General features: G+C 69.4%; 19 protein-coding genes. 13 read left to right on the forward strand and 6 right to left on the reverse strand.

Going from position 1 to position 20,330, the window contains the following annotated elements; all coding sequences use genetic code 11:
* The first annotated feature begins 59 nt into the window (after positions 1–59).
* Both AC30CM_RS19135 and AC30CM_RS19140 read left to right on the forward strand, forming a co-directional pair.
* Complete coding sequence (locus AC30CM_RS19135) at positions 60–578, forward strand: nuclear transport factor 2 family protein (protein ID WP_490118481.1); 519 nt, start codon at positions 60–62, stop codon at positions 576–578.
* The gene (locus tag AC30CM_RS19140) at positions 575–1,591 is read left to right on the forward strand and encodes an NAD-dependent epimerase/dehydratase family protein (RefSeq protein WP_490118482.1); all 1,017 of its coding nucleotides are present in this window, start codon (positions 575–577) and stop codon (positions 1,589–1,591) included. The genes AC30CM_RS19135 and AC30CM_RS19140 overlap by 4 nt, the downstream gene beginning before the upstream one ends.
* Positions 1,592–1,682: 91 nt before the next feature.
* Here the strand turns inward: AC30CM_RS19140 and AC30CM_RS19145 are convergent, their stop codons facing one another.
* Positions 1,683–2,336 carry an enoyl-CoA hydratase-related protein gene (locus AC30CM_RS19145; RefSeq protein ID WP_490118483.1) on the reverse strand — a complete coding sequence of 218 codons (654 nt, stop codon included), beginning with the start codon at positions 2,334–2,336 and terminating at the stop codon, positions 1,683–1,685.
* A gap of 38 nt (positions 2,337–2,374) precedes the next feature.
* Between AC30CM_RS19145 and AC30CM_RS19150 the strand changes: the two genes are divergently transcribed.
* A complete protein-coding gene (locus AC30CM_RS19150) occupies positions 2,375–3,748 on the forward strand; it encodes an NAD(P)/FAD-dependent oxidoreductase (RefSeq protein WP_490118484.1) in 1,374 nt (457 codons plus the stop codon).
* A gap of 18 nt (positions 3,749–3,766) precedes the next feature.
* Here AC30CM_RS19150 and AC30CM_RS19155 read toward each other — a convergent pair whose 3' ends face one another.
* A complete protein-coding gene (locus AC30CM_RS19155; RefSeq protein ID WP_490118485.1) occupies positions 3,767–4,252 on the reverse strand; it encodes an SRPBCC family protein in 486 nt (161 codons plus the stop codon).
* Positions 4,253–4,334: 82 nt separating this feature from the next.
* Between AC30CM_RS19155 and AC30CM_RS19160 the strand changes: the two genes are divergently transcribed.
* The 7 genes from AC30CM_RS19160 (at position 4,335) to AC30CM_RS19190 (ending at position 13,616) form a co-directional block, all read left to right on the forward strand.
* Positions 4,335–4,706: a DUF427 domain-containing protein gene (locus AC30CM_RS19160; RefSeq protein WP_490118486.1), complete on the forward strand. Its 372-nt coding sequence runs from the start codon at positions 4,335–4,337 to the stop codon at positions 4,704–4,706.
* A gap of 113 nt (positions 4,707–4,819) precedes the next feature.
* Positions 4,820–5,722 carry a DNA-3-methyladenine glycosylase family protein gene (locus AC30CM_RS19165; protein ID WP_490118503.1) on the forward strand — a complete coding sequence of 301 codons (903 nt, stop codon included), beginning with the start codon at positions 4,820–4,822 and terminating at the stop codon, positions 5,720–5,722.
* A gap of 104 nt (positions 5,723–5,826) precedes the next feature.
* A complete protein-coding gene (locus AC30CM_RS19170; RefSeq protein WP_490118487.1) occupies positions 5,827–6,384 on the forward strand; it encodes a Dps family protein in 558 nt (185 codons plus the stop codon).
* 611 nt (positions 6,385–6,995) lie between these two features.
* Positions 6,996–11,627 (forward strand): glutamate synthase large subunit, encoded by a 4,632-nt coding sequence (gene gltB / locus AC30CM_RS19175; protein WP_490118488.1) that lies wholly within the window; start codon positions 6,996–6,998, stop codon positions 11,625–11,627.
* Positions 11,620–13,086, forward strand: coding sequence for a glutamate synthase subunit beta (locus tag AC30CM_RS19180; protein WP_490118489.1), 1,467 nt, complete (start codon positions 11,620–11,622; stop codon positions 13,084–13,086). Before gltB ends, AC30CM_RS19180 begins: the two co-directional genes overlap by 8 nt.
* A 25-nt stretch (positions 13,087–13,111) precedes the next feature.
* Positions 13,112–13,321 carry a hypothetical protein gene (locus tag AC30CM_RS19185; protein ID WP_490118490.1) on the forward strand — a complete coding sequence of 70 codons (210 nt, stop codon included), beginning with the start codon at positions 13,112–13,114 and terminating at the stop codon, positions 13,319–13,321.
* A 145-nt stretch (positions 13,322–13,466) separates the two neighbouring features.
* On the forward strand, positions 13,467–13,616 hold the full coding sequence (locus tag AC30CM_RS19190; RefSeq protein ID WP_490118505.1) for a hypothetical protein: 150 nt from the start codon (positions 13,467–13,469) through the stop codon (positions 13,614–13,616).
* 51 nt (positions 13,617–13,667) lie between these two features.
* On the opposite strand, the gene AC30CM_RS19195 is transcribed toward AC30CM_RS19190, so the two are convergent.
* A complete protein-coding gene (locus tag AC30CM_RS19195; protein ID WP_490118491.1) occupies positions 13,668–14,510 on the reverse strand; it encodes an LLM class F420-dependent oxidoreductase in 843 nt (280 codons plus the stop codon).
* Positions 14,511–14,604: 94 nt separating this feature from the next.
* Here AC30CM_RS19195 and AC30CM_RS19200 point away from each other — a divergent pair, with 94 nt between their 5' ends.
* Together AC30CM_RS19200 and AC30CM_RS19205 are read left to right on the forward strand one after the other, a co-directional pair.
* Positions 14,605–15,606 carry a PHP domain-containing protein gene (locus AC30CM_RS19200; RefSeq protein WP_490118504.1) on the forward strand — a complete coding sequence of 334 codons (1,002 nt, stop codon included), beginning with the start codon at positions 14,605–14,607 and terminating at the stop codon, positions 15,604–15,606.
* A 27-nt stretch (positions 15,607–15,633) separates the two neighbouring features.
* A complete protein-coding gene (locus tag AC30CM_RS19205) occupies positions 15,634–16,062 on the forward strand; it encodes a hypothetical protein (protein ID WP_490118492.1) in 429 nt (142 codons plus the stop codon).
* A gap of 57 nt (positions 16,063–16,119) precedes the next feature.
* On the opposite strand, the gene dinB is transcribed toward AC30CM_RS19205, so the two are convergent.
* Both dinB and AC30CM_RS19215 read right to left on the reverse strand, forming a co-directional pair.
* Entirely contained in the window at positions 16,120–17,322 is a 1,203-nt protein-coding gene (gene dinB, locus AC30CM_RS19210; protein WP_490118493.1) for a DNA polymerase IV, read from the reverse strand.
* 41 nt (positions 17,323–17,363) lie between these two features.
* A complete protein-coding gene (locus AC30CM_RS19215; protein WP_490118494.1) occupies positions 17,364–18,002 on the reverse strand; it encodes a TetR/AcrR family transcriptional regulator in 639 nt (212 codons plus the stop codon).
* A 77-nt stretch (positions 18,003–18,079) separates the two neighbouring features.
* Between AC30CM_RS19215 and AC30CM_RS19220 the strand changes: the two genes are divergently transcribed.
* The gene (locus AC30CM_RS19220; protein ID WP_490118495.1) at positions 18,080–19,549 is read left to right on the forward strand and encodes a flavin-containing monooxygenase; all 1,470 of its coding nucleotides are present in this window, start codon (positions 18,080–18,082) and stop codon (positions 19,547–19,549) included.
* A 67-nt stretch (positions 19,550–19,616) separates the two neighbouring features.
* On the opposite strand, the gene rraA is transcribed toward AC30CM_RS19220, so the two are convergent.
* Positions 19,617–20,102 carry a ribonuclease E activity regulator RraA gene (rraA, locus tag AC30CM_RS19225; protein WP_490118496.1) on the reverse strand — a complete coding sequence of 162 codons (486 nt, stop codon included), beginning with the start codon at positions 20,100–20,102 and terminating at the stop codon, positions 19,617–19,619.
* Between the last annotated feature and the right edge of the window lie 228 nt (positions 20,103–20,330).

The following is a 20,330-nucleotide window of genomic DNA, read 5'->3' on the forward strand; positions in this document are numbered from 1 at the left end:
AGTGCCGGGTGCGCCGAGACCCTCGACAATCCCGGGTAGAACGTGTTCTATTTTTGGGCGTGACCGGACGCACCTTCAGCCGCGACGAGCTGGTCGAGGCATTCGCGGTGTTCGAACGCACCGTCGACCGGGCCGCGCGGACGCGCGACTGGGATCAGTGGGTGGAGCACTACACCGACGACGTGGTCTACGTCGAACATGCCGCGGGCACCATGCGCGGCCGTGAAGAGGTGCGGCGCTGGATCTGGCAGACCATGGAGAGCTTCCCCGGTAGTCACATGACGGCCTTCCCGTCGCTGTGGACGGTGATCGACGAGGCCACGGGCCGGGTGATCTGTGAACTGGACAATCCCATGCGGGATCCGGGCGATGGCACGATCATCAGCGCCACCAACCTGTCGATCGTCACCTATGCCGGTGACGGCAAGTGGTGCCGGCAGGAAGACGTCTACAACCCGCTGCGATTCGTCACGGCGACCACGAGGTGGTGTCACAAGGCCCGCGAGCTGGGCACGCTGCCCGCCGAGGCGCAGGAGTGGATGTCGACGGTGGGTGCCCGGCTCGGCGGTACGCGATGACGGCCCTGGTGATCGGCGCCAACGGCTACCTGGGGTCGCACGTCACCCGGCAGCTGGTCGACGCGGGCGAGGACGTCCGCGTCATGGTTCGCGAGGGCGCGAAGACCGTGGCGCTGGACCACCTTCCCGTGACCCGCCACGTCGGCGACGTGTTCGACGACGACGTCCTGCGCGCCGCGATGTCCGGGGTCGACGACGTCTACTACTGCGTGGTGGACACCCGTGGCTGGCTGCGCGACCCGGCGCCGCTGTTCCGCACCAACGTCGAGGGCACCCGCAACGTGCTCGACGTCGCGGTCGAGGCGAACCTACGCCGCTTCGTCTTCACCAGCAGCTACGCCACCGTGAACCGGCGACGTGGACGCGTCGCCACCGAGGCCGACGTGATCGCCGACCCCGAGGACCGGCGACTGACCGCCTACGTACGATCGCGCGTCCAAGCCGAGAACCTGGTGCTGCGCTACGCGGCCGAGCGCGGACTGCCCGCCGTCGCCATGTGCGTGTCGACCACCTACGGGGCCGGCGACTGGGGCCGCACACCCCACGGCGCCATCATCGCGGGCGCGGCCCTCGGCAAGCTGCCGTTCGTCATGAGCGGCATCGAACTGGAGGCCGTCGGCGTCGAGGATGCCGCCCGCGCGCTGCTGCTGGCCGCCGAGCGAGGCCGGGTCGGGCAGCGCTACCTGATCTCGGACCGCATGATCAGCAACGCCGAGGTGGTGCGCATCGCCGCGGCGGCGGCCGGCGTACCCGCGCCCACGCGCTCGCTCCCGTTGCCGGTGTCGTACGCGCTGGCCGCCGTGGGCAGCCTGAAGGGCCGGCTGCGCGGCACCGACGAGCGGCTGTCGATCAACTCGCTGCGGCTCATGCGGGCCGAGGCTCCGGTCGACTGCCGCAAGGCGCGCGACGAACTCGGGTGGCAGCCACGCCCCGTCGAGGAGTCGATCCGAGAGGCGGCCCGATTCTGGGTGGACCTGCGCAAGGCCAAGCAGGCGAACCGCCAACCCGGCTGAGTGATGCGTCACCCGACGCGCCTGCCCAGCGCCGGTTGCACGCGCGGCGGCGGTCATCCCCAGTCGTGTCGCGATCCGGGCGCCGGCACGGTTACGCCATCAGCGTCGCGACGACCTCCGCGTAGAGCGTGGCCTTGATGGCGCCCATGGTGGGCCCCGCCTTCGGTGCCCGCTCGGCAGCCCGGGCGACCGCGATGTCGAGCAGTTCGTCCTCGAAGCCGACCCCGGCGACGATGCCGTGCTCGTGGGCCTCGTCGCCGCCGTACCGCCGTCCGGTGGTCATGGCCTCGTGGGCGGTGGCGATGGGCAGGCGCGCCCGGATCAACGCGCTCATGGCCGGCGTGAACGGGATGCCGAGATCCACCTCCGGGAGGCAGAAGTAGCCGCGATCGGACCGCATCACGGCCAGGTCGTGCGTCAGCGCCAGCATGGCGCCCGCCGCGAACGCGTGCCCCTGCAGCGCGGCGACGGTCGGGGCGCCGAACGTCAGCAGGCGGGCGAACAGCGCGTGCACCGAACGCAGATTCGCCTCTGCCGCTTCGGGATTCGCGGCCATGTACTCCAGGTCCAGGCCGTTCGAATAGAACTTGCCGGTGCCGATCGTCACCAGCGCCTTCGGTCGGGTGTCGGCCTGCACCTCGTCCAGCGCGGCGTTGATCGCTCGCACGCGGTCCGGATGGAAGCGGTTCTCGTCGGCGCCGAAGTCGAGCACGAACACGTCCCCGCGGCGATGTAGGCCAGTCACCGGGCGATTGAACCACCACGTGCTGCCAGAATCGGACGATGCCGCAGCCCCGTAACGGACTCGTCTCACATTGGATCGACCGACTGCCGTCACCACGCCCGCCGCTGCCGGGCGACCGCGACGCCGCGGTGTGCATCGTCGGCGCCGGATACACGGGCCTGTGGACCGCCTACTACCTCAAACGGCACGACCCGGGGCTCGACGTCGTGGTGCTCGACGCGCGATTCGCGGGGTTCGGCGCATCGGGACGCAACGGCGGCTGGCTGTCCGGACTGGTCCCCGGCGACCGTCACGCCCTGGCGGCCCGGCACGGCCGCGACGCCGTCATCGCGTGGCAGCGCGCCCTCAACGACTCCGTCGACGACGTGATCGACGTCGCGGGGCGCGAGGGCATCGACGCCGGCATCGTCAAGGGCGGCACGCTGCGCATCGCCCGCAACCGCGCCCAGTCGGAACGACTGGCCGTCGAACTGGCCGAGTACCGCCGCTGGGGTGTCGACGGCGTCGAACCGCTGACCACGGGCGAGGCGGCGCAACGGATCCGGCTGGCGGGCGTGACGTCGGCGTACCACCAGCCGCACTGCGCCCGCATTCATCCCGGCCACCTGGTGCGCGGGCTCGCCGACGCCGTCGAACGCCTGGGCGTCCCCGTATACGAGATGACCGAGGTCACCGAGATCTCGCCGCGGCGGGTGGCGTCGACCCGCGGCACCGTGCGCGCCCCCATCGTCGTGCGTGCCACCGAGGGGTTCACCACGGTGCTGCCGGGGCTGCGTCGGCGCTGGTTGCCGATGAACAGCTCGATGATCGTCACCGACCCCATCCCCGCGGCCACGTGGGACGAGATCGGCTGGGACGGCGCCGAGACCGTCAGCGACGCCGCGCACGGCTTCTTCTACGCGCAGCGCACCGCCGACGACCGCATCGCCATCGGCGGGCGCAGCCTGCCCTACCGCTTCGGCAGCCGCTTCGACCTCGACGGCATGGTGCCCCCGCGCACCGTCGAACACCTCACCTCGGTGCTGCGGACCGCGCTGCCGCAGGTGCGGCACGTGCCGGTGGCGCACGGCTGGTGCGGGGTGCTGGGCGTGCCGCGGGACTGGCAGGCCGGCGTCGGGTTCGACCGGGCGACGGGGCTGGCGTGGGCGGGCGGTTACGCCGGGCACGGCGTCACCGCGGCGCACCTTGCGGGCCGCACCCTGGCCGACCTGATCACCGAGCAACGCACGCCCCGCACCGAGCTGCCCTGGGTGGGCCACCAGACGCGCGACTGGGAACCCGAACCGCTGCGCTGGCTCGGCGTCCGGGCGCTGTACGCCGCCTACGGGCTCGCCGACCGTGACGAGTCCCGCGGCAGGCCCGACACGTCGCCCATCGCGCGGCTCGCCGACCGCATCACCGGCAAGCCCTAGCCGACCCCATGCCTCGGCTCAGGAGGACTCCGCGCGGGCCTTGAGCCGGCGCAACGTCTCCTCGATGTGCGCGGCGTTGGCGCTCCTGCGGTCGCCGACGCCGGTGGTGAGCTTCGCGGTGGGGGCCAGCCAGCGTGGCCGCATGTCCCACGTGCTCTCGGTGACCGTGCAGCCGCCGGCGTCCGGGCCGCCCGCGGCGACGATGTCGTAACGCCAGTGGGCGATGGGCACCACCCGGGCCACCCGGACGTCGAACGCGAACGTGCGCCCGGCGACGGCGTCGGTGACCGTGCAGGACGTCGACCACCGGTGCGAGCCGTTGCCGTTGCGGCCCGTGAACACCGCCCCCGGCGCCACTGCGGTGCCCTTGCGCCACCGCATCGAGACGATCTCCTCGCCCAGCTCGGCCAGCGTCGGCAGATCCGTGATGAGCGCGTACACCGCCTCGGGGGCGGCGGCCACGGTGATCGACGAGTGGCAGGTGGGCGGACCGGAGGGCGTCATGGGCAGACAGTAGCCAGCCCGCTGAGCGAGACTGTGCCGAAACGTCCGAAATTTCGGGCCCGCCCCAACCGTTGGAGACCACATGAGCGACCGTCCCGTCTTCCAGCCCAGTGCTGCCCACCCCATCACGATCACGCCCACCGAGGGACGCGTGACCGTCCGTGTCGGCGGCGTCGTCGTCGCCGAGACCGACGCCGCACTCTCCCTGAGCGAGGCGACCTACCCGGCCGTGCAGTACGTACCGCTGGGCGCCGTCGACAAGCGGATGCTGCGCCGCAGCTCGGCCACCACCTACTGCCCCTACAAGGGCGAGGCCAGCTACTACGACGTGCTGGTCGACGGCGACCGCGTGGCCGATGCCGGGTGGAGCTACGAGAAGCCGTTCGCGGCGGTGGCGGCGATCGGTGGGTACGTGGCGTTCTATCCGGAGAAGGCGGAGATCACCGTCGGCTGACGGCATCGGGCACCGTCGGCTGACGGCATCGGGCACCGTCGGCTGACGGCATCGGGCACCGTCGGCTGACGGCATCGGGCACCGTCGGCTGCCATGCTGAGGGGGTGAGCGGGTTGCGGCGCACGGTGAGCTTTCCGGGTCCGGCCGCGCCCACGCTGACCCTGTCGCCGCTGCGGCGCGGCCCCGGCGACCCGTGCTATCAGGTGCTCGACGGTGCCATCTGGAAGACCAGCCTGCTTGTCAGCGGGCCGGTGACGGCGCGGCTGGAGCGCACGGCGCGCACCGAGGTGACGTGCGACGCGTGGGGTGACGGCGCTGCCCAGTTCGTCGACGAACTGCCCGCGTTCCTCGGGTTGTTGGATGACGCAACGGGTTTCGCTCCGTCCGAGCCCACCGTCGCCGCCGCGTACCGGCGGGTACCGCACCTGCGGCTGGGCCGTACCGGGCGGGTGCTGGAGGCGCTGATCCCCGCCGTGCTGGAACAGCGGGTGGCGGGCAAGGACGCGTTCCGGGCGTGGCGGCTGCTGGTCACGAAGTTCGGCGCGCCGGCCCCCGGCCCGGCTCCGGCGCGGATGCGCGTCATGCCCACCGCCGACACGTGGCGGCGCATCCCGTCCTGGGAGTTCCACCTCGCCAACGTCGATCCGGGCCGGGCGCGCACCGTGGTCCTGTGCGCGGCGCGCGCGGACTCGCTGGAACGGCTCGCGACGCGGCCCAGTGCCGAGGCGAGGACGGCGCTGCAATCGCTGCCCGGGGTGGGGGAGTGGACCAGCGCCGAGACCGCGCAGCGCGCCTGGGGTGACCCCGACGCGCTGTCGGTGGGGGACTACCACCTGTCGAACATGGTGGGCAGCACGCTGCTGGGGCACCGCATCGACGACGCCGAGATGCTGGAGCTGCTGGAGCCGTTGCGTCCCCATCGGCAGCGAGCCGTGCGTCTGCTGGAGGCCAGCGGCCTGGCGCGCAACCCACGTTTCGGCGCCCGCATGGCCATCCCCGACCTGCGGTCCCTCTGAGCGCACGGCGGGCCGTGATCGCCGTCTCGTGCGATTAGCCGACGCGACGCCCGGGTAGCTCTTCTACGACGCCGAATGCGGATGCCGAACAAAAGGAGTCGCTGATGACCGAATTCACCCTTCCCGGAATGTCGGAGCAGACCGGCCGCGAGGTCGCCGAACTGCTGCAGAAGCTGCTGAGCACGTACAACGACCTGCACCTGACGCTCAAGCACGTGCACTGGAACGTGGTGGGACCGAACTTCATCGGGGTGCACGAGATGATCGATCCCCAGGTGGAGTTGGTGCGTGGGTACGCCGATGACTGCGCCGAGCGCATCGCCGCCCTGGGCACCTCCCCGAAGGGCACGCCGGGGGCGATCCTGGCCGACCGCACGTGGGACGACTATTCGGTGGGCCGTGACACGGTCCAGGCCCACCTGGCGGCCCTCGACCTGGTCTACACCGGTGTGATCGAGGATGCGCGCAAGACCATCGATCGCCTCGACGAACTGGACCTGGTGTCACAGGATCTCGTCATCGGCCAGGTGGGCGAGCTGGAGAAGTTCCAGTGGTTCGTGCGCGCCCACCTGGAGAACTCGGGCGGCGAGCTGGCCAACGCCGGTGAGACCACCGAGAAGGGTGCGGCCGCCAGCGCCAAGGAGAACTCCGCGGTCAAGTGACCCAACCTGCGTCGCACGGGCTCGCCTCCGGATGGGGGCGGGCCCGTTCGTCGTGTCGGGCGGTACCCGCACCGGTGTGACGCCCTGTCGAGATGCGCTGTGCGCGAACGGTTCCGCCTTCGGGGCACCCACGTGCCGGCTGCGGTCTCGGCGTTCCTGGCCCGTGACGGGGCGACGATCGACGGCGTGCCCGTCGTCCTGGCGATTCTAAGAAACCTACGAGGGTTGCAGCTAACCTCGCGTGGCCGCGAGAATGCATTGCCAGACGCTGGAACGTTTCATTCAGCAAACCCCGAAGAAAGCCATGGCGGCGGTGCCTCGTGCGTCACTGCCGTCACCGTGGCCTCGTCGTGCGGCCGAAGGGCTTGCGCGCCAACGCGTCCCGTCCTCGAGATCGCCGGAGCGCCGCCTCGGCCCCGCGCGCACCTGGGCAACCTAGTTAGGTATGACTAAGTTGGCATGCCGCCCGGCCTGTGGCTTATCGTTGCCCCACTCGAGGCGTATGGGTGACAAGGCCCGTCGTTCAGTGCTGCACGCAGGCACGCATACGCCGACGCCGGTCGCCGGGGAGGCAGCCGCGCGCCCGCGTGAAAAGAAGAGGTCAGGTGATAATGGCCCCCAACCCGGTCGGGCTCTACAACCCCGCTCACGAACACGACGCCTGCGGCGTGGCCATGGTCGCCGACATGCACGGTCGACGCAGCCGCGACATCGTCGACAAGGCCATCACCGCCCTGGTCAACCTGGAACACCGCGGCGCCCAAGGCGCCGAACCGAACACCGGTGACGGTGCCGGCATCCTGATCCAGGTACCCGACGAGTTCTTCCGCGCCGTCTGCGCCGACGAGGGGTTCGAGCTGCCCGCGCCGGGCACCTACGCCACCGGCATCGCCTTCCTGCCGCAGTCCTCCCGCGATGCCGCCACGGCGTGCGAGGCCGTCGGCAAGATCGCCGAGGCCGAGGGACTGACCGTGCTGGGCTGGCGTGACGTCCCCATCGACGACTCGTCGTTGGGTGCACTGGCCCGCGACGCCATGCCGACCTTCCGGCAGGTGTTCCTGGGCATGGGCGAGCGCGGCGACGCGGAGTCGTCGAGCGAGCCGGGCATGGAACTGGAGCGCCGCGCCTTCGTGGTGCGCAAGCGCGCCGAGCACGAGCTGGGCACCAAGGGCCCGGGCCAGGACGGCCCCGGTCGGGAGACCGTGTACTTCCCGAGCCTGTCGGGCAAGACGTTCGTCTACAAGGGCATGCTGACCACGCCGCAGCTCAAGGCGTTCTACCTGGATCTGCAGGACGAGCGCATGACCAGCGCGCTGGGCATCGTGCACTCCCGGTTCTCCACCAACACCTTCCCGTCGTGGCCGCTGGCCCACCCGTTCCGGCGCATCGCCCACAACGGCGAGATCAACACCGTCACCGGCAACGAGAACTGGATGCGGGCCCGCGAAGCCCTCATCAAGACCGACGTCTTCGGCACCAAGGGCAACCTCGACAAGGTGGTGCCGATCTGCACCCCCGGCGCCTCGGACACCGCGCGTTTCGACGAGGTCCTCGAACTGCTGCACCTCGGCGGCCGCAGCCTGCCCCACGCCGTGCTGATGATGATCCCCGAGGCGTGGGAACGGCACGAGGCCATGGATCCGGCACGCCGGGCGTTCTACGCCTACCACTCCTCGCTCATGGAGCCGTGGGACGGTCCGGCCTCGGTGTGCTTCACCGACGGCACCGTCATCGGCGCCGTGCTGGACCGCAACGGCCTGCGTCCGTCGCGCATCTGGGTGACCGCCGACGGCCTGGTCGTGATGGCCTCCGAGGCCGGTGTCCTGGATCTCGACCCGGCCACCGTCGTCAAGAAGCTCCGACTGCAACCCGGCCGGATGTTCCTCGTCGACACCGACCAGGGGCGCATCGTCTCCGACGAGGAGATCAAGGCCGACCTCGCCGCCGAGCAGCCCTACCAGAAGTGGCTCGACGAGGGGCAGTTCCACCTCGAAGACCTGCCGCAGGGCGACTACGTCCGCATGCCGCACCACCGGGTGGTGCTGCGCCAGCAGGTGTTCGGCTACACCTACGAGGAACTGAACCTGCTGGTGGCGCCCATGGCGCGCACCGGGGCCGAGGCCCTCGGCTCGATGGGCACCGACACCCCGGTCGCCGTGCTGTCGGCGCGGCCGCGGATGCTCTACGACTACTTCCAGCAGCTGTTCGCGCAGGTGACCAATCCGCCGCTCGACGCGATTCGCGAAGAGGTGGTCACCAGCCTGCAGGGCACCGTCGGACCCGAGGGCGACCTGCTCAACCCGACGCCCGACTCGTGCCGCCAGATCGTGCTCAAGCAGCCCATCCTGCGCAACGCCGAGCTGTCCAAGCTGATCTGCGTCGACCCCGACCACGAGATCCGTGGACACAAGCACGGCCTGCGGGCCGCGGTGATCCGCTGCCTGTACCCGGTGGCCCGCGGCGGCCAAGGGCTCAAGGAGGCGCTGGCCGACGTCCGCGCCAAGGTCTCCCAGGCCCTGCGCGAAGGCGCCCGCATCATCGTGCTGTCCGACCGCGAGTCCAACGAGCAGATGGCACCCATCCCGTCGCTACTGTCCGTCGCCGCCGTGCACCACCACCTGGTGCGGGAACGCACGCGCACCCAAGTCGGTCTGGTGGTGGAGGCCGGCGACGCCCGCGAGGTGCACCACATGGCCGCGCTGGTGGGCTTCGGCGCCGCCGCCGTCAACCCCTACATGGCGTTCGAGTCCATCGAGGACATGGTCGACCGCGGTGTGATCACGGGGATCTCCAGCGACCAGGCCAAGGCCAACTACGTCAAGGCCGCGGGCAAGGGCGTGCTCAAGGTGATGTCCAAGATGGGCATCTCGACGCTGGCGTCCTACACCGGGGCCCAACTGTTCCAGGCCATCGGCGTCAGCCAGGCGGTGCTCGACGAGTACTTCACGGGGCTGCACTGCCCGGTGGGCGGCATCGACCTCGACGACATCGCCGCCGACATCTCCGCGCGGCACGCGCTGGCGTTCCTGGACCGGCCCGACGAGCGGGCCCACCGCGAACTCGAGGTGGGCGGTGAGTACCAGTGGCGCCGCGAGGGCGAGTACCACCTGTTCAACCCCGACACGGTGTTCAAGCTGCAGCACTCCACCCGCACCGGGCAGTACGAGGTGTTCAAGGAGTACACCTCCCTGATCGACGACCAGAGCGAGCGGATGGCCTCGCTGCGCGGTCTGTTGAAGTTCAAAGACGGTGTGCGCGAACCGATCTCGATCGACGAGGTAGAACCCGCCAGCGAGATCGTGAAGCGGTTCTCCACCGGTGCCATGAGCTACGGCTCGATCTCGGCGGAGGCCCACGAAACGCTCGCGATCGCCATGAACCGCCTCGGTGGGCGGTCGAACTCCGGCGAGGGCGGTGAAAGCGTGGCCCGCTTCGACCGCGACGAGAACGGCGACTGGCGGCGCAGTGCCATCAAGCAGGTGGCCTCGGGGCGCTTCGGCGTGACCAGTCACTACCTGACCAACTGCACCGACATCCAGATCAAGATGGCCCAGGGCGCCAAACCCGGTGAGGGCGGCCAACTTCCGGGACACAAGGTGTACCCGTGGGTGGCCGAGGTGCGGCACTCGACGCCCGGCGTCGGGCTGATCTCACCGCCGCCGCACCACGACATCTACTCGATCGAGGACCTGGCGCAGCTGATCCACGATCTGAAGAACGCCAACCCGAGCGCGCGCGTGCACGTGAAGCTGGTCTCCGAGAACGGGGTGGGCACCGTCGCCGCGGGCGTGTCCAAGGCGCACGCCGACGTGGTGCTCATCTCCGGGCACGACGGCGGCACCGGTGCCACGCCGCTGACGTCGATGAAGCACGCCGGTGCGCCGTGGGAGCTGGGCCTGGCCGAGACGCAGCAGACGCTGCTGCTCAACGGGCTTCGCGACCGCATCGTGGTGCAGGTGGACGGCCAGCTCAAGACCGGTCGCGACGTGGTGATCGCCGCCCTGCTCGGCGCCGAGGAGTTCGGCTTCGCCACGGCGCCGCTGGTGGTCTCGGGCTGCATCATGATGCGCGTCTGCCACCTCGACACCTGCCCGGTGGGCGTCGCCACGCAGAACCCGGTGCTGCGCCAGCGCTTCAACGGCAAGCCCGAGTTCGTCGAGAACTTCTTCCTGTTCATCGCCGAAGAGGTCCGGGAACTCATGGCGCAGTTGGGTTTCCGCACCGTCAACGAGATGGTGGGCCAGGTCGGCGCACTCGACGTGACGCAGGCGGCCAAGCACTGGAAGGCCCACAAGCTGGACCTGTCCCCGGTGCTCGTCGCGCCGGAGTCGGCGTTCATGAACCAGGACCTGTACTGCAGTTCGCGGCAGGACCACGGGCTGGACAAGGCGCTCGACCAGCAGCTCATCGCCCAGAGCCGGGAGGCCATCGACGGCGGTGCGCCGGTGCGGTTCCGCACCACCATCGCCAACGTCAACCGCACGGTGGGCACCATGCTGGGCCACGAGGTCACCAAGGCGCACGGTGGGGACGGTCTGGCCGACGGGTCCATCGACATCACGTTCGACGGCTCGGCGGGCAACAGCTTCGGCGCGTTCCTGCCCAAGGGCATCACGTTGCGCGTGTTCGGTGACGCCAACGACTACGTGGGCAAGGGGCTGTCGGGCGGTCGCATCGTGGTGCGGCCCTCCGAGGGTGCCCCCGCCGACTACGTCGCCGAGGACAACATCATCGCGGGCAACGTCGTGCTGTTCGGCGCCACCAGCGGGCAGGCCTTCCTGCGGGGACAGGTGGGCGAGCGGTTCGCCGTACGCAACTCGGGCGCCCACGCGGTGGTCGAGGGCGTCGGCGACCACGGCTGCGAGTACATGACCGGCGGCAAGGTGGCCATCCTCGGCCCCACGGGACGCAACTTCGCAGCGGGCATGTCGGGTGGCATCGCGTACGTGTACGACCGCGATGCCCGACTGGGGGAGAACCTCAACCCCGACATGGTGGAGTTGGAGACGCTGGACGCCGACGACCTCGACTGGTTGCGCGACATGCTGACCGCGCACGTGGAAGCCACTGATTCCGCTGTAGCCCAGCGGATCCTGAACGACTGGGACGACGAGGTGCGAAACATCGTGAAGGTGATGCCGCGCGACTACAAGCGCGTGCTGAACGCCATCGCCGAGGCCGAACGCAACGGCGCGGACGAGCAGCAGGTTGCCGAGGCGATCATGGCGGCCGCCAATGGCTGATCCACGCGGGTTCCTCAAGCACACCCACCGCGAGACGCCGCAGCGCAGGCCGGTTCCGCTGCGCCTGCAGGACTGGAAGGAAGTCTACGAGGACTTCTCCCACGAGACCCTCCAGACGCAGGCCGCACGGTGCATGGACTGCGGCATCCCGTTCTGCCACAACGGTTGTCCCCTGGGGAACCTCATCCCGGAGTGGAACGACCTGGTGTACCGGGACCGGTGGCGGGACGCCATCGAACGGTTGCACGCCACCAACAACTTCCCGGAGTTCACCGGGCGGCTGTGCCCGGCACCGTGTGAGGCGTCGTGCGTCCTGGGGATCAACCAGGACCCGGTGACGATCAAGCAGGTCGAGGTCGAGATCATCGACAACGCCTTCGACGAGGGCTGGGTGGTGCCCCTACCGCCCGACCGCCTGACGGGCAAGAAGGTCGCCGTCGTCGGTTCGGGGCCCGCAGGCCTGGCCGCGGCCCAGCAGCTGACACGGGCCGGCCACGCCGTCACGGTGTTCGAGCGCGCCGACCGCATCGGCGGTCTGCTGCGTTACGGCATCCCCGAGTTCAAGATGGAGAAGCGCCACATCGACCGCCGGCTGGAGCAGATGGCGGCCGAGGGCACGGCCTTCCGCACCGGTGTCGACGTCGGCGTCGACATCACGGTGGCGCAGCTGCGCCTGAACTACGACGCCGTGGTGCTGGCCGGCGGTGCCACCGCCTGGCGGGATCTGCCGATCCCCGGTCGCGACCTCGAGGGCATCTACCAGGCCATGGAGTTCCTGCCGTGGGCCAACCGCGTGCAGTTGGGCGACGACGTCCTGGGACCCGACGGCGAGCCGCCGATCACCGCCAAGGGCAAGAAGGTCGTGATCATCGGTGGCGGCGACACCGGTGCCGACTGCCTGGGGACGTCGCACCGCCAGGGTGCGGCGAGCATCCACCAGTTCGAGATCATGCCGCGGCCCCCGGAGACCCGCGCCGAGTCCACCCCGTGGCCCACGTACCCGCTGATGTACCGGGTGTCGTCGGCGCACGAAGAGGGCGGCGAGCGCGTCTTCTCGGTGAACACCGAGGAGTTCGTCGGCAAGGACGGTCACGTCACCGCGCTGAAGGTGCACGAGGTCGAGATGAAGGGCGGCAAGTTCGAGAAGGTGGAGGGTTCGGACTTCGAACTCGAGGCCGATCTGGTGCTGCTCGCCATGGGCTTCGTGGGCCCGCAGCAGGAGGGCCTGCTGGAGAAGCTCCGGGTGGAGCTGACCGATCGTGGCAACGTCAAGCGCGACAAGGACTTCCAGTCGTCGGTGCCGGGCGTGTTCGTCGCGGGCGACATGGGACGCGGGCAGTCGCTGATCGTGTGGGCCATTGCAGAGGGGCGGGCCGCGGCGGCGGGTGTGGATCGGTACCTGATGGGGCAGTCGGCGTTGCCGGCGCCGATCAAGCCGACCGCCGCTCCCCAGCGATGAGCGCTTACGCGAAGAGCGGATCTGCTTGAGCGATGAGCGCTTGCGCGAAGAGCGGATCTGCTTGAGCGATGAGCGCTTGCGCGAAGAGCGGATCTGCTTGAGCGATGAGCGCTTGCGCGAAGGGCAGAACTGCTTGAGCGATGAGCGCTTGCGCGAAGAGCGGATGGCTCGTGTGAGCGCGTGCGCTGGCGGCGGGTTCGCCCGTCCGCCGGCGGTCGTCGTCGGCCCGTTCTGAGTCACACCAGTCACATCTGCCACACCAAAAACATCAGATTTTTGTTCGGCGCGCCGCTCGGTGTTAGCCACGTCACAGGTGTCTAATGGTCGCGCGGGGGTCTTGCGACAGTTTGGCCCCACGGTGCAACCATGCCGACCCAGGAGTGAACACCGTGCACAACTACCCGCTGTCCCGAACGAGGATGAGCCGTATTGCCTGGTCGATGCTGCGTCATCCGATGAAGCGGCGGGACTTTCCCGCCAAGCACGAACGCCTGATCACACCCGCCGAACTGCTCCGGTACGGCTACTGACCCGAGCCCTGCCTGACGGCGGCGCAGATTTGCCGCCGTCAGGACGTCCGGTTAGACGCCGGAATCGCGGATGGTCTCCGCCAGGGGTTCGAGCACCTTCACGTCGTACGGCGGCGGTAGGTAGATGATCGCGAGGTCCAACCCGGCCTCGCCGAGCGCCGCCGCCTCGGCGACCACCTTGGCGTAGTCGCGATCCTCGCCCAGGCGCACGTGCGCCGAGGTCATGATCTCCTCGGGGTCGCGGCCGATGTCGGCGCAGTGCCCGTCCAGTACGCCCCGCAACCGGGCGAACTCCTCCGGCGGTCCGCCGACGAAGTTCCAGTGCTGGGCGTACTTGGCGGTGATGCGCAGCGTGCGCTTCTCGCCGCTGCCGCCGATGCAGATGGGCGGGTGGGGCTGCTGCGGTCCCTTGGGCTCGTTGCGGGCGTCCTTGAGCTGGTAGAACTTTCCGTCGAACGTCGTGGTCTCCTGGGTGAGCAGTCCGGTGAGCACCTCGCAGGCCTCCTCGAAGCGGTCGAACCGCTCCCTGATGGAACCCAGTTCGATGCCGTAGGCGCCCGACTCCTCCTCGTTCCAGCCCGCGCCGATGCCGAGTTCGAGCCGGCCGTTGGACACGATGTCCAAGGCCGACGCCATGTTGGCCAGCACCGCCGGATGGCGGTAGTGGATGCCGGTGACCAGCACGCCCACCCGGAGGCGTTTCGTGGCCTGCGCCAGTGCCGTCAGCGTGATCCAGCCCTCGAGGCAGGGGCCGGTCGAGTCGGAGAAGATCGGATAGAAGTGGTCGAAGGTCCACCCGGACTCGAAGACGTCGATGTCGTCGGCAACCTGCCAGACCGACAGCATGTCGTCCCAGGTGGTGTTCTGCGGTGAGGTCTTGAACGCGAATCGCACTCTTGCGAGCGTAGCCCGCATGGTTCGTCGCGGCGAGGGGACCGAGCCGGGGCACACTAGGACCATGGACCCCGAGACCATGGACCCCGCGACCATGGACCCCGCCGCAGCGCTGCGTGAGATCGCGTTCTACAAGGACCGCGCCCGGGAGGACTCCCGCCGGGTGATGGCCTACCGCAAGGCCGCCGACGTCGTCGACCGCCTCGACGACGCCCAGCGGGCGGCGCACGGCAAGGCCAACAGCTGGAAGTCGCTGCCCGGCATCGGGGACAAGACCGCCGCCGTCATCGCGCAGGCGTGGGCCGGTCGCGACCCCGACGTCCTCGTGGAATACCGCTCCGCGGCAGGCGATCTCGGCGGGGGAGCCGTGCGGGCCGCGCTCAAGGGCGATCTCCACGTGCACTCCGACTGGTCCGACGGCTCGGCCCCCATCCCGGAGATGATGGCCACCGCACAGCGCCTCGGACACGAATACTGCGCACTCACCGACCACTCGCCGCGGTTGACGGTGGCCAACGGGCTGTCCCCCGACCGGCTGCGGCGCCAACTCGACGTCATCGACGAACTGCGAGAGCGGTTCTCGCCGATGCGCATCCTCACCGGAATCGAGGTCGACATCCTCGACGACGGATCGCTGGACCAGGAGCGCGAGTTGCTCGAACGACTCGACGTCGTGGTCGCGAGCGTGCACTCCAAGCTGAAGATGGACGCCTCGGCCATGACGCGGCGCATGGTGCGGGCCGTGGGCGATCCGCTCGTCACGGTGCTCGGGCACTGCACGGGACGCCTGGTGGAAGGCGCCCGCGGCACGCGGCCCGAGTCGGCATTCGACGCCGAGAAGGTGTTCACGGCGTGCCGCGATCACCGCACCGCCGTCGAGATCAACTCCCGCCCCGAGCGTCGCGATCCGCCGACGCGCCTGCTGGCGCTGGCGTTGGAGATCGGCTGCCACTTCTCGATCGACACCGACGCCCACGCCCCTGGCCAGTTGGACTTCCTGGGCTACGGCGCACAGCGCGCACTCGACAACGACGTGCCGGTGGAGCGGATCATCAATACCTGGCCGGTCGACGAACTGCTGGGATGGGCCGCCTGACGCGGCCATGCCTGATGGAATGACCCCATGGACGCGCTCGGCATCGACACCAGGGTCACCATCCTGCTGGCGGGACTGATCTTCCTGTGGGCCCTGCTGCTCGGCGTCTGGAAGTACCGGCAGATGGCGACGTCGGAGAACCACCTCGCCCACCCCTATGTCGACATCGCGCACCGCGCCGCGCTGCTCTACGCGTTCGCGACCATGCTGCTGGCGGTGTTCGTCGAGCTGAGCGCTTGGCCCACCTGGGTCAACCTGACGGCCATGCTCGTGGTGGTGGCCTTCTTCGTGCTGGCCATCGCCATCTACGTGCGCCACGGGATGGCGCGCGACACCACCAACCAGTTCGCGGACGCGACCACCACCGTGCACGCGGGCACCATCCTGCTGGCGGTGGCCGAGATCGCCGGGTTCGCCGTGCTGCTGGCCGGATTCGTGGCGGCGCAGTTCCCCTAGTTGTCACGACACCTCGTTGTCAGTACACCTAGTCGAGGGACCCGGTCGTACTGACGCCTAGTCCGGCAGCATCGGCATCTCCAGCCCGGGATCGCGCCCCAGCAGCACGCCGCGCGTCACCGCCGCGGTGCCGTATCGGGTGCGGATCTGGTCCACCGCGGCGTCGACGGCGCCGGTGTCCACCCGAGGTGGGAACGGCAGCTCCAGCTGGGCGGCGCCGTCGCGGTCGATGTTGGACACCGCGAAGCCCACCAGCGTCAGGCCGCGCGCGGCGATCAACGGCGCTGCCGCGTCCACCAACGACCGCGCCGCATGGAGCACCTCGTCGGTGGCGGCCGTGGCCCGGGGAAGCGTGTGGGAGCGGGTGACCCGGCTGAAGTCGTCGAACCGCAGCCGCAGCACCACCGTGCGGCCGGTGCGGTGGGCGGCTCGCATCCGTCGGGTGATGCGATCCACCAGGTTGACCACGACCGCATCGATCTCCTTGGCGGACATCGTATTTCCGGCACGGCCCAGCGCGCGCTGGGCGCCCACCGATCGGCGCCGCGTGCCCGCCACCACCCGCCTGCGGTCGACGTTGTGCGACAGCGCGAACAGTTGTCGGCCCATGCCGGGCCCGACGAGGGAACCCAGGGTCGACTCGGACAGTTCCGCCACGTCGGCCACGGTGTGGATGCCCGCGGCGTTGAGCTTGGCGGCCGTCTTGGCGCCCACGCCCCACAGGCGACGGACCGGGAGGGGATGCAGGAACGCGAGTTCGCGATCGGGTGGCACCAGGAGCAGGCCGTCGGGCTTGGCCTCTTGGCTGGCCACCTTGGCGAGGAACTTGGTGCGGGCGATGCCCACCGTGATGGGCAGGCCCACCTCGTCGCGGACGCGCTCGCGCAGGCGCGCGGCGATCCGCACCGGAGTCCCCGACACCCGTTCGAGGCCCCCGACGTCCAGGAACGCCTCGTCGACCGACAGCGGCTCCACCAGGGGAGTGGTGTCGCGGAAGACCTCGAACACCGCGCCACTGGCCTGCGAGTACGCCGACATCCGGGGAGGCACGACGATGGCGTGGGGACACAGCGCCCGCGCCTGCCCGCCCCCCATCGCCGTGCGGACGCCGTACGCCTTCGCCTCGTAACTGGCGGCCAGCACCACGCCGCCGCCCACGATCACGGGCTTGCCGCGCAGCGCCGGATCGTCACGCTGCTCGACCGAGGCGTAGAACGAGTCGAGGTCGGCGTGCAGGATGCTGGCACCGGACACGAACACATGTTCGCATGACGCCCCGACACCCGCGTCCGAACGAGCGGCTACCGGCCGCCGTAGATGCTGCTGGTCCAGATGTGCACCAGCGTGTCGAGCACGGCCTCGTCGGGCACCGCGGGCTGCAGGCCAGACCAGCTCGACAACATGATCTTCTCGTTGAGCAGGTTCAACGCGGTGGAGAGGTCGCGCGCCGGAATGGTCACCGGCGCGACGCCGCGAGACCGCTCGAACTCGATGACGGCCTCGGTGTGCTCGACCCACTTCTGCATGAACCGCGACCACAGCTCGGCGATGTCGGCGTTGGTGCGGGCCAGGTTGGCCGCCAGCGACACCGCCCGATGGGCCCCGAACGTCTCGACGAACACCCGGATGCCCTCGCGCCAGAGCAGGTGCGTGGGTTCGGTGGGCGGCGCGGAGTCGAGCGCCTCGAGCGCGGCGTCGGCCTCCAGCACCACGCGCTCGAACAGCGTCAGCAGCACGGCCTCCTTCGACGGGAAGTAGAAGTAGAACGTGGGCCGCGACAGGCCGGCGCCCTTGGCGAGGTCGTCGACCGACACGTCGGCCAACCCGCGCTCGGCGAGTAGGCGCTCGGCGGTCTCGAGGATCGCCTGTTCGCGATCGTCACCGGAGGGGCGGGCGGAGCGACGGCCGCGGCTGGGGCGGGTGGGACTGGTAGCGCTCACGGGTAGTCACTTTACGCCATGTCGAAATGCTCGACACACCGTTGACCTATTCAACACGACGTTGATAACCTGTCGGCATGACCGAACACCTCGACGTCCTGATCATCGGCGCCGGCATCTCCGGCGTCAGTGCCGCATGGCACCTGCAGGACCGCAGCCCCTCGAAGAGTTACGCGATCCTCGAGCGCCGCGAGAACCTCGGCGGCACCTGGGACTTGTTCAAGTATCCCGGCATCCGGTCCGACTCCGACATGTTCACCCTCGGCTTCCGCTTCAAGCCGTGGCGCTCGTCGAAGCTGATCGCCGAGGGACCCGACATCCTCTCCTACGTCAAGGAGGCAGCGTCGGAGAACGGCATCGACCGCAAGATCCGCTTCGGGCACCGCGTCGTCGCCGCCGACTGGTCCGATGCCGACAACCGGTGGACGGTGACCTACGAGCACGACGGCACGCAGGGCACGCTCACCTGCTCCTTCCTGTGGGCCTGCAGCGGCTACTACGACTACGACAAGGGGTACTCGCCCGACTTCCCCGGAGCCTCGGACTTCGGCGGCACCATCGTGCACCCGCAGCACTGGCCCGAGGACCTGGACTACGCAGGCAAGAAGATCGTCGTGATCGGCAGTGGTGCCACCGCCGTCACGCTGATCCCCGCCCTCATCGACAACGGCGCCGGGCACGTGACCATGCTGCAGCGCACGCCCACCTACATCGGCTCGCTGCCCGACGTCGACCCGTTCGCGGAGAAGACCAACAAGTACCTGCCCGCCAACGTCGCGCACTTCCTCAACAGGTGGAAGGCCATCGCCTACTCCACCGGGCAGTACCAGGTGGCCCGCCGCTTCCCCAACGTGTTCAAGAAGGCCCTGCGCGAGATGGCCACGCGCCGCCTGCCCGAGGGCTTCGACTACGACAAGCACTTCGTGCCGAACTACAAGCCGTGGGATCAGCGAGTCTGCCTGGCCCCCAACGGCGACATCTTCAAGAAGATCCGTCAGGGCACCGCCGACGTGGTCACCGACACCATCGAGCGATTCGACGCCACCGGGATCCAGCTGACGTCGGGCAAGCACCTCGACGCCGACATCATCATCACCGCAACGGGTTTGAACATGCAGCTGTTGGGAGGCGTCAAGCCCAGCCGCAACGGCGAGCCGATCGATCCCACCGCGACCATGACCTACAAGGGCCTCATGCTCTCCGGCGTGCCGAACTTCGCGATCACGTTCGGATACACCAACGCGTCGTGGACGCTCAAGGCCGACCTGGTGTCCGAGTTCGTCTGCCGCGTGCTGAACTACATGGACGAGAACGGCTTCGACACCGTACAGCCCGAGCATCCGGGCACCGAGATCTCCGAACAGCCGTTCATGGACTTCTCGCCCGGGTACTTCCAGCGCGCCATGCACCTGCTGCCCAAGTCCGGCGACAAGGCGCCCTGGCGCCTGCGGCAGAACTACTTCCTGGATCTGCGCCTGATCCGACAGGGCAAGGTCAACGAGGAGTCACTGCACTTCACCAAGCACCGGGTGCCGGCCAAGGTCTGATTCCCCCACCACCAGACACGAATGTGCGCGACACCCAGGGTGTCGCGCACATTCGTGTCTGCTCGCGCTAGGCGGGGGCGGCGACGACGACGATCCCGTCCTCGTCGCAGTACGCGATCTCACCGGGATGGAACGTCACGCCGCCGAAGCACACCGGGACGTCGCGTTCACCCGCCCCGGTCTTGGTGCTCTTGTGCGGGTTGCTCCCGAGCGCCTTGATGCCGATGTCCAGTGTCCGCAGCGTGGCCACGTCGCGGACCGCCCCGTGCACCACGATGCCCGCCCACCCGTTGTCCCTGCCAAGGGCCGCAATGAGATCGCCGACCAGAGCGGTGTGCACCGATCCCGCGCCGTCGACCACCAGTACGCCGCCGTCGCTGGGTTCGGACAGGACTGACTTCAGCAGCGCGTTGTCCTGGAAGCACCGCACGGTCGTGATGGGACCCGCGAACGTCGACACCCCGCCGAAGGTGCGCAGTTGCACGTCGCAGCTGCGGACGTCGGGGTAGAGGTCGTCGACGAGATCGGCTGTCGGACGCGCTTCGATGGTCACCGGTCGATGTTAGCGAGCTACCCGTGCTCCTCAGTCCTGCGAGTGCCTGCGCACCAGCAGCACGACGAGCACCGCCAGCACCCCCGCGACCACCGCGGCGACGACGGGTGATACCTCGAATCGATTGCGTCGCCTTGCGCGGCGGCCATGTCAGCGAGTTTGGGACTCATGAGCGACGCTCCCAGAATGCCGGTCCGACGGGTTCGATGAAGTCGCCGTTGGCGACCA

The organism is Mycobacterium sp. DHQP2018-32-09, assembly GCF_058148405.1.

Bases quoted from the DNA above. Each gene is read 5' to 3' on its own strand.
- AC30CM_RS19140 (WP_490118482.1), top strand. From the start codon at position 575: ATGACGGCCCTGGTGATCGGCGCCAACGGCTACCTGGGGTCGCACGTC.
- AC30CM_RS19150 (WP_490118484.1), top strand. From the start codon at position 2,375: ATGCCGCAGCCCCGTAACGGACTCGTCTCACATTGGATCGACCGACTG.
- AC30CM_RS19155 (WP_490118485.1), bottom strand. From the start codon at position 4,252: ATGACGCCCTCCGGTCCGCCCACCTGCCACTCGTCGATCACCGTGGCC.
- AC30CM_RS19160 (WP_490118486.1), top strand. From the start codon at position 4,335: ATGAGCGACCGTCCCGTCTTCCAGCCCAGTGCTGCCCACCCCATCACG.
- AC30CM_RS19170 (WP_490118487.1), top strand. From the start codon at position 5,827: ATGACCGAATTCACCCTTCCCGGAATGTCGGAGCAGACCGGCCGCGAG.
- gltB (WP_490118488.1), top strand. From the start codon at position 6,996: ATGGCCCCCAACCCGGTCGGGCTCTACAACCCCGCTCACGAACACGAC.
- AC30CM_RS19180 (WP_490118489.1), top strand. From the start codon at position 11,620: ATGGCTGATCCACGCGGGTTCCTCAAGCACACCCACCGCGAGACGCCG.
- AC30CM_RS19200 (WP_490118504.1), top strand. From the start codon at position 14,605: ATGGACCCCGCCGCAGCGCTGCGTGAGATCGCGTTCTACAAGGACCGC.
- AC30CM_RS19205 (WP_490118492.1), top strand. From the start codon at position 15,634: ATGGACGCGCTCGGCATCGACACCAGGGTCACCATCCTGCTGGCGGGA.
- AC30CM_RS19220 (WP_490118495.1), top strand. From the start codon at position 18,080: ATGACCGAACACCTCGACGTCCTGATCATCGGCGCCGGCATCTCCGGC.